Here is a 16,360-nt window from a genome sequence, read left to right as displayed (position 1 = left end):
TCATGTAGAAACGTGATTTAGCGTGTTTAGGTTAATTATAAATATATGAAGCATTGAGTTGCATAATTGTATCTGTTATAATTTTATGTTTGTAAATTAATCAAACAAAAATAGAGGGTTGTTATGAATTTTTCAGAATTGTACCAATATATCTTTGAAGATAAAGCATTACCAAAGATTTTAGAGGCTTTAACTGAAGATATTAAAAATAAAAAGCAAGCGGCTAAAAAAGAAGAACTTATTCATGCTTTTGACTTGCTTATGAAAAATGAATCTCACAAAGAAAATTTATTCATTTTATTAAATCAACTAATAGATAGTAATGATACAGATATAAGAACTAAAGAAAATGTCACATTTTTAAAGAATACACTTTTTGGTGAGCAACAAACATTAGAGATCAAAAATTCACATAGTGTTCTAAGTAATGAGGATGTGTTATCTGGTTTTAAAAAATTAAATGATGAATATCAATTCTTTGATTTAACTAATGAGCCTATTAATCGACATTATCTAAAGTTATTTAAAGCCTGTAAGTTAGCTGTAGACTTTCTAGAAGCAAATAATGATCAAGATAATAGTGTTGCATTTGAGCATGCTTATAAACTATTAATTATTATTAGTGAAAAACTAAAGCATCAGCAGAAAAAAGCAAAAAGCCCTGTAGTATTAGCTTATGATTATTTAAAACAACATAGTAAAGATAACCGTAAGTTAGTTCATGATGCACTTGTGCAAAGTATAGCTATTAATAACCCTAAGATAGATGATTTATCTGGTTGGTTAAGGCTTATTAATACATATGGATATAAAGGTTTATCATTTTTTCAAAATGCTCAAAAAATTACAGAAAATAATGAAAATAGAGCACCAAAGACGATTGATGAAGCTTTTGGTATAACGGCAAAATTAACGTTCCATAATGCAAATGAAAATTTAGAGTTAGCACTACTTTGTAACAAGTATAATAAAAGTCAGCAAGTATTTGATTACTGTCTTCAGGTAGAGTCTTTAAGGAAGACTCAAGATAATCTACCAGATGTTATTTTTGATGGTAAGGAGGTAAAATGTGATGGTTATTATTTAGTTAAACTTCCAGCTAGCGACCTAAATGCTTATTTTTTAGGTGAGATGACAAATTGTTGTCAATCAATTGATGGTGATGGTAAACAGTGTGTTATTGATGGTATTAGCTGTAAGAATAATGGCTTTTATGTTTTGCTAAAATCAAAACATAATAAGCTATCTAAAGATCCATTAAATCATGATGGTAGTCTTAATTATGGTGATTTTGATATTGTTGGGCAAAGTTATGCTTGGTTAAGTGAATATGGAAATTTAGTTTTTGATTCTTGGGAAAATTTGCGCCCAGAAGTAGATGATGGAATAATTGAAGGTATGTTACCTATATTTGCTAATAAGATATTTGAGAAAAACTCAAGTATAACTCGTGTTGTTATTGGTACTGGAGGAAAAACGCCTGATGCTATACAACTTCGTAATCCTTATATATATCACCCTGAAAATATGTTAGAAGGCAGTCAGTTTGATGACTCAGAATATCAAGTTTTAATTGGTGAAAATAGGGAAAAATTAAACAAATTAAAGTTAAAATCATCATATTTTATTGAAAAAATTCAATCAATTTTTTCTTCATTTAATGACGATTCTTGTAAACAATATTTTTCAGATGATACAGGATGCTTTAGAAAATATGATAATACAGCATACCTTAATTATTTGGAATTATTGTGTAAACTTATAGATAATCATTGTTTGTATAGTTTTAATATTATTTCTGATTTTATAAGAGCATCTTGTGAAACTTTTAGTTTTGGTGATGACATTATAAAATTAATAGCGAATAAAAATATTAATAAACAATTTAGATCATTTAATGATTTTGAATTTTTTTGTAGACACTTAGCACTTGTTGGTATGAATAAACTTTTTGAACAGTTAAAAGATGAGGTAAATTTCTTTGGAAAAAATGGAATTATTAAAAATTATGATACCTTTATATATATTTTAGAGTCGTTGAGTTTAGATAATCAATCAGAGTTATTTAAACTAGCTAAAGAAAAAGAATTCTTTTTTGGAGACAATGGAATTATTAAAAACTTTGATGACTTTTTATATATTTTTGAGGATTGGAGTTTAGATGTGCAGTCAGATTTATTTAAACTAGCCAAAGAAAAAAAATTCTTTTTTGGAGATAATGGAATTATTAAAGATCAGGATAACTTTATGTATATTTATGAAAGATTAAATCCAGATGATCAATTGGCATTTTTGCACTTAGCTAAAGATCAAAAATACTATGATCAGCTTCCAAATCCAAATAAGGTAGATGTTCCATTGTCATCAAATAGTCATACTCCGTTTTATCAAGGTCAGTTAAACCAAACTACTTGTCCGGCTAATAGGATATATGAATAGTCTATATTTGCAAAACACTTGGGGTGGACATATCCAAGGATTAATGAAATAGTTAATGGTAAACGAGGCATCACCCCAGATACTGCTTTAGCATTTGCTGAAGCTTTTGAAATGGAAGTTGAGTTTTGGATAAATTTACAAAGTGCTTATGATCTTTGGCATGCTAAACAAAAGCATAAAAAGTCTAAACCATTAAAAGTATTAACTGAGGCATAGCAAATCCATGTAGAAACGCAATTTATTGCGTTTTATAGATTAGCTATAATTATTTATTGATCAAAAATGCAATTATATTGAAATACATGATTAATTGAATCACTGCGTTTTAAATTTTCATTTTTAATTTAACTTATTAAAATTAGATGCTTAGCTTTAATTTAGTTTCTAATATTCTTGCAACATAAAAAGCATTGCTTCATAAATTTATGCTTGTTAATATTTAAGTGGTTTTAAATTAATCAATAAAATTAGGGGTAAAATTATGACGATTCGAGTAGTTTCATTAGATTTTGACGGCTGTATGTTCAATCGAGCATATCATGAAATTCTTAAGGATAATGATTATGTATATAATAATGAAAATGTACAGCAAGCTGTAATTTCAGCAAATAAGGCATTATTTGATCAGATTATTTCACAAGCTAATGAAAATGAAGAGCAAATTATTTTAATGGTTGGCTCTAATCGTCAAAATTATAATGCAGAGCGTTTAAATAGTGCTGGTAGGCATCCAACAGAGCCAAGTGTTATTGCATTAGGAAAGATTGAGAACTATTTTCATGAGAAACAGGTTCAGGTATCAATCAATAAATTATTATTAGCAGATATTGAACATAACCTTCAAAATGGAACAGCATTTAATAATACTGCTGTTGGGTTTAATAATAGACTGATCAATATTAATCCAAATGATGCTAGAATGGATGAAAATCAATTACAAATGTGGCCTGCCCCTCAAGAAGGTACAATAGATTATTGTACTGTTGATGAATCTAAGTTAGCTATTTTATATGCCCAGATACATGAAATAGCTACTAAAAACCCTGATGAAGAGATTATTTTTGATTTTTATGATGATAAATATCATGAGAATAGTGAAAGAGATGACCTACTAAAAAGCTTAAATAATTTTTTTACTAGAAATTCTAATATGCTACCAACAAATGTGACCTTAAAGTTACATGCTTATGGTATGGATAGGACTAAAACTGATCTATCTGACCGTCATTCCAAACTATCAATAGGAAGTATTCAAGGAACTGGGAAAGTAGACTTTAATTATCGTCAAACGGTTAAAAATATGTATACAATTACTGAGTCTAAACTTCCACTATATGATCCACTTATTGATGGATATGGTAATGAGCCAAAGCCTGGAGGTAAAGATAATGGTTATGTTAAGCATGTTAAGCCAGAAGATTTAACAAATATTACTAAAATACATTCATTTCTTGAAGAGCATCACCATACATATACGCAACTATTTAGAAATAAAGTTTCATTTCAAGGACAAGAATATCATATTTCAGACACATGTCGTAAAAAAATTAAAAACTATTTAGACGGAGATAATCGTATTACTGGTAATATTAATGAGCTTGCTGATAAGTTATCAAAAGAGCAGAATAGTAGTGCAAAATCATCATTTTTTCCATTTTTAAAAACAACCACTACTTCAACAACTTCGCTAGCAAATACACCTACATCGTAGTTAAAAGTAATAGATACGGATTTAACTAATCTAAATATTTAAAACTAAAAAGGATATTTTAATGAAAAATTTTGATGAATTTATGGCGTTTAGTGAAATTTTAGCTTCAGTAGAGCGCGGAAATATTAATAGTTTAACCTATTGTGCATATTATAATATGTTTTTAGAAATGCAGGGCCTATCAGATAAAATAACCGGCTTTCAAACAATGAGAGCAACTCCAATTAATTTATTACATAGTTTAAATAAACAATTACTTAATTGTACTAATGATATAGCTATAAAAAATGCAAAACTATTATTTGCCAAAATATTAGATGACGGACCTTTGCTTGATTCTAAAGATAAAAATACATAATATAATTCACACTACACGACAGTAACGGTGTAACCCATTGATTTTTCATTGTTATCGTTCATTCTTATAATCGCCAAAAAACAAAAAAGAGCGATATGATGAAACACATCAATGAATTACAACAGTCACTGAAGCACTATTTTAACTTATCTTTTTGGAATACTGAATGCCTAACTTACTTTATTATTGCCCTACAGATAATAAATGATGTTAATCTTTCACAAATTGCTAAATGTTTTCCATCAAAAGCATCAACTACGTCATGTTATAGGCGTCTTCAACGTTTTATCACAAGGTTTGAAATATCTTTTCTTAGCCTCTGGAAACTAGTCGACACCATTTTCAATTTATCTGATCAAGTCATATTATGCATGGATAGAACTAACTGGAAGTTTGGCAAGGTACATATTAATTTTCTAATGATTGCTATTGCTTATAAAGGTGTTGCAATTCCTGTGATTTGGTCACTGCTTCCTCAGCGAAAGAGAGGTAACTCAAAAGCCATTGATAGGCAGAGACTATTTGATCAACTACTTGAATTTATTCCTGCAACTAGAATTAAAACACTTTTATGTGATCGTGAATTTATTGATGGAAATTGGATAGCTTATTTGTCTAGCAAACAAGTTAAATTTGTTATTCGAGCCAAAGGTAATTATCTAGCTTCTAATAAAAAGATTTCAAAATTATTTCTAACTCTTAAAGCTTCACAAGCAAGAACACTTCATAATACAAAGTGTATAGTAGGCTGCGATTTATATGTTTCAGGACTGCGACTGCCTACAGGTGAATTAGTTATTGTTGTAACTAGAGAGTTTAACCTAAATGCACTCGATCAATATAAAATAAGATGGGAGATTGAGTCATTTTTTTCAGCTATTAAAAAACGTGGTTTTAATTTTGAGAATACCCACTTAACTGATATGCAAAAACTTTCAAGGCTTATGTTTGTTGTATCCATTGCATTAATATGGTCTTATCGTACAGGTGAAATATTAGAAAGCATTAAACCTATTAAAATTAAAAAGCATGGATTTAAAGCTAAGTCTTTGATTAAAATTGGTACTGAAACTATTGCTAAATCGCTAGCCAGAGCCATTAATTCTTCAGAGTATATCTGTAATATTATCAAAGCTACATTTAAACCTAAAATATCAATTAGTCAAAGAATGGCTCTGGTAGGTGTCATGTAGTGTGAATATAATTAATGATAAATTATTATCTAAAGATAAAAATACTGAAATACAAAATAAAACTAACTTTGATAATTTAGAAAGTGAAAGTTTGTTGGCAAATCAATCAAAAATGGCAAAAAATATAAATAGCAATAGTAAACAAAAACGGTCATCTAAATTTATATTTTCTCAGTTTCAGTCATTATTAAAAAGTAGTGATAAATCATCCTATAACGAATTATAAAATTTTTTTGAAGCCATAATCAAATCATATAGAAACACAATTAAGTGCCTTTTGTTGTAAGTTATAATTTGGCTAGCATAATTATAAATGGATAAAGATAGTATTGAAATATATAGCTAATAAATTATTGCTTTATATACTGAAGATTTGTATTTAAAAATCATGAATTTTAAATAGTTAGTTATCACTTAATTTAGGAAAACTATTGAAATAAATGAATCATTGCGTCATTTATTTGTGTTTGTTATCATTAGTTCTGTACTAAATTTAATAATTAAAATTAAGAGGGTTGCAATGAAAAGCTCATTAGAAAAAAATAGTGCTAGTGTAAAATTTATAAACAAATTGTTAGATAGGGTGAAAGAATTAGGAGTTCCAGAAGTTACTTATTTAAATGTTTATAATGTATTGTCTGATATGATTTATCTTCAATATTTTGGACAAGATGAACTTGCTAAAATATTTGATGATAAAAGTTTTAATAAAATTAAAGATAAGGTTGGTCTACACAATCAATGTAGAATTAAAGTGAAAGCGCTATTTATATCTTCAGAGGTCTACAAAATACTTGAAAATTTAAATGATGGTGATTCAATTAATTCAAATACTATCCGTTCGATAGGAAATGCTTATAGGCAAGTACTAATGCTTGAGAATAAGTTTGATGAAGGAAAATTAACCATTGCAGTTAATTTATCTAAATATGATACCAGAAATACTAAAACATCAAATGAGTGTGTTAATGATCTAATTAAACAGTTGAGTAAGATAAAAAATCATGACTTTTTCAGTATAGTATCAACTGATATATTAAATGAAGTACTAGGGTGTGATGTTAAAAATACTAATAAAGAAGGAGAGCAAGTTAATCCTAAATTATTAGCTTGTGAATTTAAATATGAGTTGGATAAACAAAATAATGGTAATACAGGTAAAAATAAGAATAGTTATTTATTTTGGAATAGAAATAATCCACCTAAACCTGTTGAATATAGCTTGCATAATGAACTATAAAAATATTAATTATGATTATAGTTAATAGTGCTTATATTTTTTAGGACTTAAAGTAAATTTATCATATTATTCTGTCTAGTTTGGAAGGTTTAAACCCCAATATCCTCATGCCAAAGCTCTGGCTTTGAGGAGATAAAATTTTTCATAAGTTCGATACATTTTGGATCATTTAATACAGTGATTTCAACACCATTTGCCTTTAATAAATCTTCACCGCCTAAAAAATTAATATTTTCACCAATAACCACTTTTTTAATACCATAAAGTAGTGTTGCGCCTGTACACATAGCACAGGGTGATAAAGTAGTATAAAGCGTTGCTTTAGTATAATCTTTAGCCGTTAATCTACCCGCATTTTCTAAACAATCCATTTCAGCATGTAAAATAGCACTGTTTTTCTGATGACGCTGATTGTGGCCTTGTGCAACGATTTCATTATCTATAACTAAAACAGATCCAATTGGGATGCCTCCTTCAGATAAACCTTTTTCTGCTTGTTGTATTGCGGCTTCTAAAAATCGATCCATGATTTTGTCCTATTGATTATGAAATGGATGGCAGTTTTGTTATTTCTCAGATAATTCACATAATTTATCAATCAATAATTGACTGACTTGTTTAACTGGTAGCTCGCCATCAACAATAATAAATGTAGGTTTAGATACTGCTGAAGTAGGTTTGAAGTTTTTATAGTATTCAATTAAGGGCTCTGTTTGTTGCGAGTAGACATCCAATCGATGACGAACGGTTTCTTCTTTATCATCATCGCGTTGAATTAAAGGTTCACCTGTATCATCATCAATATCTTTTTTCTTTGGTGGATGAAAAGCAATATGATAAGTTCTGCCAGATGGTTCATGAATACGACGGCCAGTAATACGCTCAACAATAATATTTGGATCGGCCTGAACTTCGACAACAAAATCAATTTGAACACCTGCTTCTTTAAGTGCTTCAGCTTGAGCTAATGTTCTTGGTACGCCATCAAGTAAATAACCATTATTACAATCAGGTTGACTTAAGCGTTCTTTTACAATTTCTATAATTAAATCATCAGAGACTAGTTGACCATTTGCGAGTGTCTCTTTTAAAACAGTTCCTAATTCACTACCAGATTTAACTGCTTGGCGTAGCATATCACCTGTTGAGATTTGTGGGATATTAAACTGTTGTTCAATAATTTTGGCTTGGGTACCTTTGCCAGCACCAGGCGGGCCAAGTAAAATTAAGCGCATTGAATTCCTCACTTTATGCTTAAATTTTTATTTATAATTTTAGTAAATCGAATAGTATTATGCCTAGTTTTAGTAAGGGTTACAAATACTAATCTTATTTTGCTATTGTGTGTTGCAACATAAACTAGGATTGATTTTTCAAGTCTAGTAACTGGCGGCGTTGTTTTTTGGTTGGTTTTTTATCTGGTGCACGAGATTCTTTCATTGCTTTATTCATGGCACTTTGTTTTTCACGATTTTGTATACTTTCTTGGGTTTCTTCATAGAGTTTTGATGCAACAGAAAAAGGCCCACGTTTATCGGATAGTGCTTTGATAATAACAGTTTTTTCAACTGAACCTTGGCGTATGGTTAACTTATCATTAATGCAGACGACTTTACTAGGCTTACTGCGCTGACCATTGTAGTGAATTTTACCACCTTCAACTGCATTTCTTGCAATACTTCTTGTTTTAAAAAAACGTGCAGCCCAAAGCCATTTATCAAGCCTTATTGATTGTTTAGTTTCTTCAGTCATTATTTAATGTTAATTTTATGATCATTAGTAATTGAAGTATACCACTGATTAAGAATTTGATGAATGAGGAAAGTTATGAAGCTATAATATATTAACTTAGTGTAGCTTCTGTAGTTTTATCTGAACTATGTATAATTTCATGGAATATAAGCGGAGTTTCTTCACTTGGCTTTGGTTTATCATATAGCTTTGCGTCCTCTGTTAATGAGGCAAGTGTTTTTTGATAGGCTTTTTCATTCCATTTGGACTCAAAGTGAGTAACTGTAATCTCGCCACAGCTTTTGTGAAAAATTTCAAAATATTTAGTTAACCAATCAATACTTGCAGGGTAGGGTAAAGTAACATCACCTTTATGTACATCTGAAAAATAGAGTTGTTTATTTTCTTTATCAACAAAGCAAGTTACCACATGATTACCAAATTTAGGGTGATGATAGCTTATGGTGTTAATACCTTCTGAAGAACAAATCAAATCTGCAACACCTCTAGCTTCATCTGCTTTAAATTTATAGTTATTCAAATGATTGGCTCTTGGCTTCATACCGCATTCAATTAGAAGGTTTCTCAGTGATTGATCTCTGACACGAACAGCTTTTTGCGCGGTTAAAATATCACCTTGATCTTTTAGCATTTGTTCGTTGCTGTATGGTTTTGCATTTGTAAGATAATGCCTAATCCAAAGTAATCCTGAACCAGAACAAATACCACTTTGTGCAACCTTTGAGCCACTAAAATAAGTTTCTAGGTCTTTACTGCCATAAGCTTGAGAAAATTGTCTGTAGAATTTACCGTTTTTGATAGTGTTTGCTTGATCAAATAAACCCATAATTAACTCTTAATATAATTTTAAATGTTTAATTTAGGCATTGTATTGTTGATGCTTTGATCGAAAAATGCACAAATAATCTATATTTATATGTTGAAATTAAAATATAATTTATAAATCAGAAACTAAGACTCTACTTTCTATAAAGATAAAATTGTTTAAATTTTATGTATTAGTTGTTTTATAAGGTATAAAACATAACCCTTCTCCTTGTTTTTAACTATAATTCTGGTAAGATTGAGCGAAAGTTCGGGGCGTGGCGCAGCCTGGTAGCGTACTAGCATGGGGCGCTAGGGGTCGTGGGTTCAAATCCCGCCGTCCCGACCATCAAAATAATAATAGTGGTATTAACTATGCCAAAACGTGTATTAATCGTTAAAACTTCTTCTTTAGGTGATGTCATTCATACATTACCTGCAATTACTGAAGCTAAAAAATATCATTCAGATATTATTTTTGATTGGGTTGTAGAAGAATCATTGCAAGAAATTCCCAAATTACACCCAGCAGTTGATCGTGTTATCCCAGTTGCAATTAGACGTTGGCGTAAAAGTTGGTTAAAGCATTTTAAAAATAAAGAAGTTCAAGCTTTTTTAAAAGCGTTAAAAAAAGAAGATTATGATTTAGTCATCGATGCACAAGGCTTATTTAAAAGCGCAATGATTACTAAATTTGCTAAAGGTAATGTCGTTGGCTTAGATCGTAAAAGTGCAAGAGAAGGTTGGATTGCTCCATTATTTTATAAAAAAGCATATGATGTTAAAAAAGGTCAACATGCAATTGATCGTGTTAAACAGTTATTTGCCCATTCACTTGATTATAAAACGGATCAAGCTACTATTGATTATGGTTTATCTTATTGTTGGGATAAAACAAAACAAAATAAAACGGTTTGTTTCCTTCATGCAACGACATGGCAGAGTAAGCATTGGCCAGCTGACTACTGGCGCCAGTTAGCAGAATTGTTGGCTAAAGAAAATTATAAGATTGTTCTACCTTGGGGTAATGAAAAAGAAAAAGAAAGAGCACAAGCCATTCAATTAGGCTTTTCGCATGTTAGTTTATTGCCTAAAATGTCGATAACACAATTAGCAGAGTATTTCTCATCATTATCAGCAGTTGTATCGGTTGATACAGGGCTAGCACATTTAGCTGCAGCAATTGAAGTGCCAACCGTTTCAATATATGGTTCTACGAATCCATCATTAACTTCAACAAAAGGCAAAAATCAACTGCATCTTAAAGCACACTATCATTGTGCACCTTGCCTAAAGCGACAGTGTCAATATGATCAAAAGGATCATGTTATTTATCCACCTTGTTATGAAACAATACCACCGACTCTAGTTCTTAATGCCTTATTGGAGTTAGTGTGATTATGATGGAGATTTTTACAACTAAAACAGCATTTGAACGTAGCCCATTATCTGCCAGCATTCAACCAAATGATGATGACTATTTATTTATCTATGACCATAAAAGAAGAATGGCCTTAGATGAGTTTAAACCAATCACATATAAACAAGTGAAAGATGAGCTATCACAGGCAAGTTTTTATGCTTTTGGTAAAATTAATGAGCGAACTTGTTACATTTGTTATCCTAATAAACCATTTGATACTTATGATTATATTGATTTACGATTTGTCTTTGAGTTAATTGATGTCGCTGTTTTTCAGGCAGCGAGTTATGCATCACATTTATCTTTCTGGCATAAAGTCAATCGTAACTGTGGTGCTTGTGGTCATAAAATGGAAGATAAAGAAGATGAGCAGGCACGTATTTGTCATCAGTGTGGCCATGTGGTTTATACTCAAATTTCACCTTCAATTATTGTATTAATCAAAAGAGATAATCAGATTTTATTAGCACGATCTCATTATTTTACTAAAGGACGTTATAGTTTAGTTGCAGGTTATGTTGAACCAGGTGAAACATTAGAACAAGCAGTTGAACGAGAAGTATTTGAAGAAGTTGGAATAAAGGTTAAAAACATTCAATATCAAACATCACAACCTTGGCCATTTAGTTCATCATTAATGGTTGGCTTTAGTGCAGAATATGACTCTGGTGAAATTAATATTGACCCTAAAGAAATTGAAGATGCTCAGTGGTTTGATATTGATAATTTGCCTGAATTGCCAGCGAAAATTGCTATAGCCCATCATTTAATTTCATCGTACTTAAACCGTATTAATTAATAAATAAATTTATTTTTAATGACTGTAATATCAATATAGAATATACTCATCTAAAGCATCTTAAAGTCTTAAAGCGTCTAATCGCTTAATCACTAAAAATTAAGAATATAAAAGACTGATTTTATAGGATATCAAGTGCTATGATCATAGGGGTGGCATTCGGTTGTAACTGACTCAAAAAAGATGCATTTATAGTTATTTAACATATTGATAGATAGGGTATTGAATATGGCAGATGGTAAATTATCCAAGCATCAGCTACAGACTGTACTGATTGTAATTTTTATCTCTATGACAGCTATATTTATTTCAGATATATTTATTCCATCAATGCCGTCTTTGGTTGTTGATTTAGAAACATCAAAGCCATCATTAGAGTTCAGCATTCCGTTTTATTTTTTATTGTTTGCTTTGGGACAATTATTTTTTGGACCATTATCTGAAAAATTTGGGCGTAAATTTATTGTATTATGTGGCTTATATATTGCTTTAATCGGTAGTATTATTACTGTCTTTAGTTTCTCAATTTATCAATTGTTTATTGGGCGTGCCATTGAAGCGATTGGGATGGCAGCTCCCATGTCAATTAGCCGAGCAATTTTAAGAGATTTAATTAAGCATAATACATTATATGTTACGGTTTCATCCTATATGGGTTCAATGATTTTAATCGCTCCTGTAATGGCGCCATTATTTGGTGCGTATCTAGCATTACATTTTGGTTGGCGGAGTAATTTTGTTTTTTTAATTATACTAAATATAATTGGTTTATTATTAGCGCATTTTGTTCTAACAGAGACATTATTAAATCGTAAAAATCGGCTATCAGCTAAGTTGACTTATAAAACCTACCTTAGCATTATTTCAAAGCCATACTTTTCGATTAATGTATTTATCTCTTCATTGTTTATGGCATCAATTTTATGTTATTTGGCTTTAAGTTCATTCTTATTTCAAAAAACATTAGGCTTAACAATGACACAGTTTAGCTGGACATTTGCGTTAGGTGATGCTTTTTTAATTTTAGGTATGCTAGCTAATCCACGATTATTAAAACGCTTTAATTTAGAAGTAAATATAGGTGTTGGCATTGCTTTTGGTTTAGTTGCAGCAATTAGTTTAATACTATTTATGTTATTTAATCATATTACCGTAATTTCTGTACTATTCTCAGTGATGATGTTTAATTTTGCTGCAGGTATTGTTTTTCCATCCTGTGGTGCAGCTGCAATTTTACCTTTTGCCAAACGTTTAGGTGCGGTTGGTGCATTAACCGGTGCACTTCAAATGTTAACTGCAGGTATAATTTCATCTATTATTACCCAAATTCCACTTGATGCTGTACAATTACTTGGTATTATTTTTACACTTTCTAGTGTTTTAGGTTTAGTGACATTTATTAAATTAATGAAGGTAAATATTGATGTTGAGAATAACTCGATTACAAACAAAGGGGGCGTTTAATGAGATTAAGTGAATTATCTTTAACTTACCGCAAGAATCCATTAATGCTAACGATTAGTGATTATTGGGCGATTGATGAAGAGACAATCGTAAAGTCTTTGGCAAACCAAGCACAATTACAAGAAGGTCAAATAGAAAAAGTTCAATCAATTGCTAGTGAATTAGTTGCTCAAGTTAGAAGAGAGAGATTAAGTAAAAGTGGCCTTGATGCATTTATGATGCAATATGATTTATCTTCATCAGAAGGTATTGTCTTGATGTGTTTGGCTGAGTCATTATTACGTATCCCAGATACAATTACAGCAGATAAGCTAATTCGTGATAAATTAACCGCAGCAAATTGGAATGAACACTTAGGTAAAAGTGAATCATTATTTGTGAATGCAGCAACATGGAGTTTAATGCTTACTGGTAGACTCATTCATAAAGATCGTGAGAATACAGAACATTTTTCTAATACATTAAAGAGCTTTCTATCTAAGCGTTCGCGGCCAGTCGTTCGTAGTGCAGTTAAGCATGCAATGAAAGTATTAGGTAAGCAGTATGTTATGGGTGAGACGATTAATGCTGCATTAAAAAGAGCGCGTCAATATGAAAAGCAAGGTTATCGTTATTCTTATGATATGTTAGGTGAAGCAGCTAGGACTATGGGTGATGCTGAATTTTATTTTAAAGAATATACTGATGCAATTAATGCCATTGGAAAATCTGAATCAGCACAATTAGGTAGTATCAAAAATAATGCAGGTATTTCAGTTAAATTATCTGCGTTACATCCTCGCTATGAAGTTGCTCAGTCTGATCGTATACATAAAGAGCTATACCCTAAATTACTTCAATTAATGGAATTAGCTAAATCATATAATATTGGTTTAAATATTGATGCTGAGGAAACTGAACGCTTAGAGTTATCATTAGAATTAATAGATCGTTTGGCAACTGAACGGTCATTACATGGATATCAAGGTATCGGTATTGTAGTTCAAGCCTATCAAAAGCGAGCAAGCTTTGTTTTGGATTATTTGGTTGATTTAGCACAGCGCACCAATCATCGATTTATGATTCGTTTAGTTAAAGGCGCCTATTGGGATGCTGAAATTAAACATGCTCAAGAAGAAGGTTTAGGTGGTTATCCAGTATTTAGTCGTAAATGCTATACTGATGTTTCTTATCAAGCATGTGCTAAGAAAATTTTAGAAAATACAGATTATATCTACCCGCAGTTTGCAACACATAATGCACTTAGTGTTGCAACTATTTTAGAGCTAGCAGGCGATTACCGTGATTTTGAGTTTCAGTGTTTACATGGTATGGGAACTGCACTTTATGATCATGTTGTTGGTGAAGATAATTTTAATATTCCATGTCGTATTTATGCGCCTGTTGGTACGCATGAGCATTTATTACCTTATTTAGTTCGTAGGTTATTAGAAAATGGTGCGAATAGTTCATTTGTTAATCGTATTGTTGATGAGAAAGTGCCAATTGAGCAACTAGTTGAAGACCCAATAGAAAAAGCCAAACGATTTGAATTTAAGCCGCATAGTCAAATTGCATTACCTAGATTTATTTATGGAGAAGAACGTATGAACTCACAAGGTTACAATATCAATGATGTTGCGACATTAGAAAAGTTATCACAACAAATGAAAGATACATTTGCTAAGAATGAATATTTTGCAAAGCCTATCATTGAGGGTATTGAATTAGTCAATGGTAAAGATCGAGCAGTTGATATAATTTCGCCATCTACTGGTCAGTTAGTGGGTAAAGTATTGTATGCAACTTCTGATCAAACAGATATTGCATTTGATTGTGCATTAAAGGCATTTGAGAATTGGCGCTTAACTTCGGCTCATCAACGAGCTGAATATTTAGAAAAAATGGCTGACTTACTTGAAGAGCATGCACCTGAATTAATGGCAATTGCGATTAATGAGGCAGGTAAAACATTATCTAATGCGATAGCAGAAGTAAGAGAAGCAATTGACTTTTGTCGTTATTATGCACAACAAGCAAAAGAGCATTTTGCAGAAGCTAAAACGTTACCAGGACCAACGGGTGAGTTAAATCAAATTAGTCTTCATGGTCGAGGTGTGGTGGTATGTATTAGCCCTTGGAATTTTCCATTAGCGATTTTCTTAGGTCAAGTTGCAGCATCCTTAGCAGCAGGTAATGTTGTTTTGGCAAAACCAGCAGAACAAACATCATTAATTGCTTATGAAGCAGTGAAATTATTTCATAAGGCAGGTATTCCAACGGGAGTTTTACAACTATTACCGGGTACAGGTGAACAAGTTGGTGCTAAATTAATTGATCATCCAAAAGTAGCGGGTGTTGTTTTTACAGGCTCAACAGAAGTTGCACATATTATTCAAAGGACCTTAGCATCTAAACCAGGCGCAATTGTACCGTTAATTGCTGAAACAGGTGGTCAAAATGCCATGGTTGTTGACTCATCTGCATTACCAGAGCAAGTGGTTGCTGATGTGATTAATTCATCATTTGATAGCGCTGGTCAACGTTGCTCAGCTTTGCGTGTTTTATTTTTACAATCTGATGTTGCTGATAATATTATTGAAATGTTAAAAGGTGCGATGAAGGAGCTGACAGTTGGAGATCCAAACAATTTAAAAACAGACATTGGCCCTGTTATCGATAAAGAAGCGCAGACTAACTTGCAGAACCATATTGATCAGATGAAGAAAGATGCTAAGTTTATCTATGAAGTTGAAACTGGTGAATTAAGTGGTACTTTTATTACGCCAACTGTATTTGAACTTGATCATATTAATGCTCTAAAAAGAGAAATATTTGGTCCAGTTTTACATATTGTTCGGTTTGAAGCTGATAATTTAGATGGCGTTATTGATCAAATTAATAGTACAGGCTATGGCTTAACCTTTGGTATCCATAGTCGCATTGATGAAACCGTAAAATATTTCCAAGAGCGTATTCGAGTAGGTAATATTTATGTTAATCGTAATATTGTTGGTGCGGTAGTTGGTGTACAGCCATTTGGTGGGGAAGGTTTATCAGGAACAGGTCCTAAAGCAGGTGGTCCATTGTATTTATACCGCTTAGCAGTTGAAAGAACAGTTAGCGTTGATACGACAGCATCAGGCGGTAATGCATCATTGATGACTTTAAATGAAAATGATGCTTAATTTATATAAA

Annotated in this window: 15 protein-coding genes and 1 tRNA gene; 12 read left to right on the top strand and 4 right to left on the bottom strand. The window is 31.4% G+C overall.

Annotated features, from left to right (window positions below):
- Window positions 1-123 precede the first annotated feature (123 nt).
- From KFE69_08645 to KFE69_08615, 7 genes are all read left to right on the top strand, one after another.
- Window positions 124-2,439, top strand: coding sequence for a hypothetical protein (locus KFE69_08645; protein ID UTW41574.1), 2,316 nt, complete (start codon window positions 124-126; stop codon window positions 2,437-2,439).
- A gap of 3 nt (window positions 2,440-2,442) precedes the next feature.
- On the top strand, window positions 2,443-2,655 hold the full coding sequence (locus KFE69_08640; GenBank protein UTW44043.1) for a HigA family addiction module antidote protein: 213 nt from the start codon (window positions 2,443-2,445) through the stop codon (window positions 2,653-2,655).
- 265 nt (window positions 2,656-2,920) lie between these two features.
- The gene (locus KFE69_08635; GenBank protein UTW41573.1) at window positions 2,921-4,150 is read left to right on the top strand and encodes a hypothetical protein; all 1,230 of its coding nucleotides are present in this window, start codon (window positions 2,921-2,923) and stop codon (window positions 4,148-4,150) included.
- 61 nt (window positions 4,151-4,211) lie between these two features.
- A complete protein-coding gene (locus KFE69_08630) occupies window positions 4,212-4,508 on the top strand; it encodes a hypothetical protein (protein ID UTW41572.1) in 297 nt (98 codons plus the stop codon).
- Window positions 4,509-4,603: 95 nt separating this feature from the next.
- The gene (locus tag KFE69_08625) at window positions 4,604-5,701 is read left to right on the top strand and encodes an IS4 family transposase (protein UTW41571.1); all 1,098 of its coding nucleotides are present in this window, start codon (window positions 4,604-4,606) and stop codon (window positions 5,699-5,701) included.
- Between the two features lies 1 nt (window position 5,702).
- Entirely contained in the window at window positions 5,703-5,927 is a 225-nt protein-coding gene (locus KFE69_08620; GenBank protein ID UTW41570.1) for a hypothetical protein, read from the top strand.
- 294 nt (window positions 5,928-6,221) lie between these two features.
- Complete coding sequence (locus tag KFE69_08615; protein ID UTW41569.1) at window positions 6,222-6,941, top strand: hypothetical protein; 720 nt, start codon at window positions 6,222-6,224, stop codon at window positions 6,939-6,941.
- An 89-nt stretch (window positions 6,942-7,030) separates the two neighbouring features.
- On the opposite strand, the gene KFE69_08610 is transcribed toward KFE69_08615, so the two are convergent.
- The 4 genes from KFE69_08610 to KFE69_08595 form a co-directional block, all read right to left on the bottom strand.
- Entirely contained in the window at window positions 7,031-7,468 is a 438-nt protein-coding gene (locus KFE69_08610) for a nucleoside deaminase (protein ID UTW41568.1), read from the bottom strand.
- A 39-nt stretch (window positions 7,469-7,507) separates the two neighbouring features.
- A complete protein-coding gene (gene adk / locus KFE69_08605; GenBank protein ID UTW41567.1) occupies window positions 7,508-8,176 on the bottom strand; it encodes an adenylate kinase in 669 nt (222 codons plus the stop codon).
- A gap of 124 nt (window positions 8,177-8,300) precedes the next feature.
- On the bottom strand, window positions 8,301-8,693 hold the full coding sequence (hslR, locus tag KFE69_08600) for a ribosome-associated heat shock protein Hsp15 (protein UTW41566.1): 393 nt from the start codon (window positions 8,691-8,693) through the stop codon (window positions 8,301-8,303).
- 91 nt (window positions 8,694-8,784) lie between these two features.
- A complete protein-coding gene (locus KFE69_08595; GenBank protein UTW41565.1) occupies window positions 8,785-9,519 on the bottom strand; it encodes a hypothetical protein in 735 nt (244 codons plus the stop codon).
- Between the two features lie 250 nt (window positions 9,520-9,769).
- Between KFE69_08595 and KFE69_08590 the strand changes: the two genes are divergently transcribed.
- The 5 genes from KFE69_08590 (at window position 9,770) to putA (ending at window position 16,350) form a co-directional block, all read left to right on the top strand.
- Window positions 9,770-9,846: transfer RNA gene (locus KFE69_08590), tRNA-Pro, on the top strand.
- A 26-nt stretch (window positions 9,847-9,872) separates the two neighbouring features.
- The gene (gene waaC, locus KFE69_08585; protein UTW41564.1) at window positions 9,873-10,895 is read left to right on the top strand and encodes a lipopolysaccharide heptosyltransferase I; all 1,023 of its coding nucleotides are present in this window, start codon (window positions 9,873-9,875) and stop codon (window positions 10,893-10,895) included.
- 2 nt (window positions 10,896-10,897) lie between these two features.
- On the top strand, window positions 10,898-11,719 hold the full coding sequence (gene nudC / locus KFE69_08580; GenBank protein ID UTW41563.1) for an NAD(+) diphosphatase: 822 nt from the start codon (window positions 10,898-10,900) through the stop codon (window positions 11,717-11,719).
- Between the two features lie 228 nt (window positions 11,720-11,947).
- The gene (locus KFE69_08575; GenBank protein ID UTW41562.1) at window positions 11,948-13,183 is read left to right on the top strand and encodes an MFS transporter; all 1,236 of its coding nucleotides are present in this window, start codon (window positions 11,948-11,950) and stop codon (window positions 13,181-13,183) included.
- Entirely contained in the window at window positions 13,183-16,350 is a 3,168-nt protein-coding gene (gene putA / locus KFE69_08570; GenBank protein UTW41561.1) for a bifunctional proline dehydrogenase/L-glutamate gamma-semialdehyde dehydrogenase PutA, read from the top strand. The genes KFE69_08575 and putA overlap by 1 nt, the downstream gene beginning before the upstream one ends.
- Window positions 16,351-16,360 lie beyond the last annotated feature (10 nt).

The organism is bacterium SCSIO 12844 (assembly GCA_024397935.1).
Taxonomy (GTDB): Bacteria; Pseudomonadota; Gammaproteobacteria; order Francisellales; family Francisellaceae; genus M0027.
This window is presented reverse-complemented; position numbering and strand designations above follow the sequence as displayed.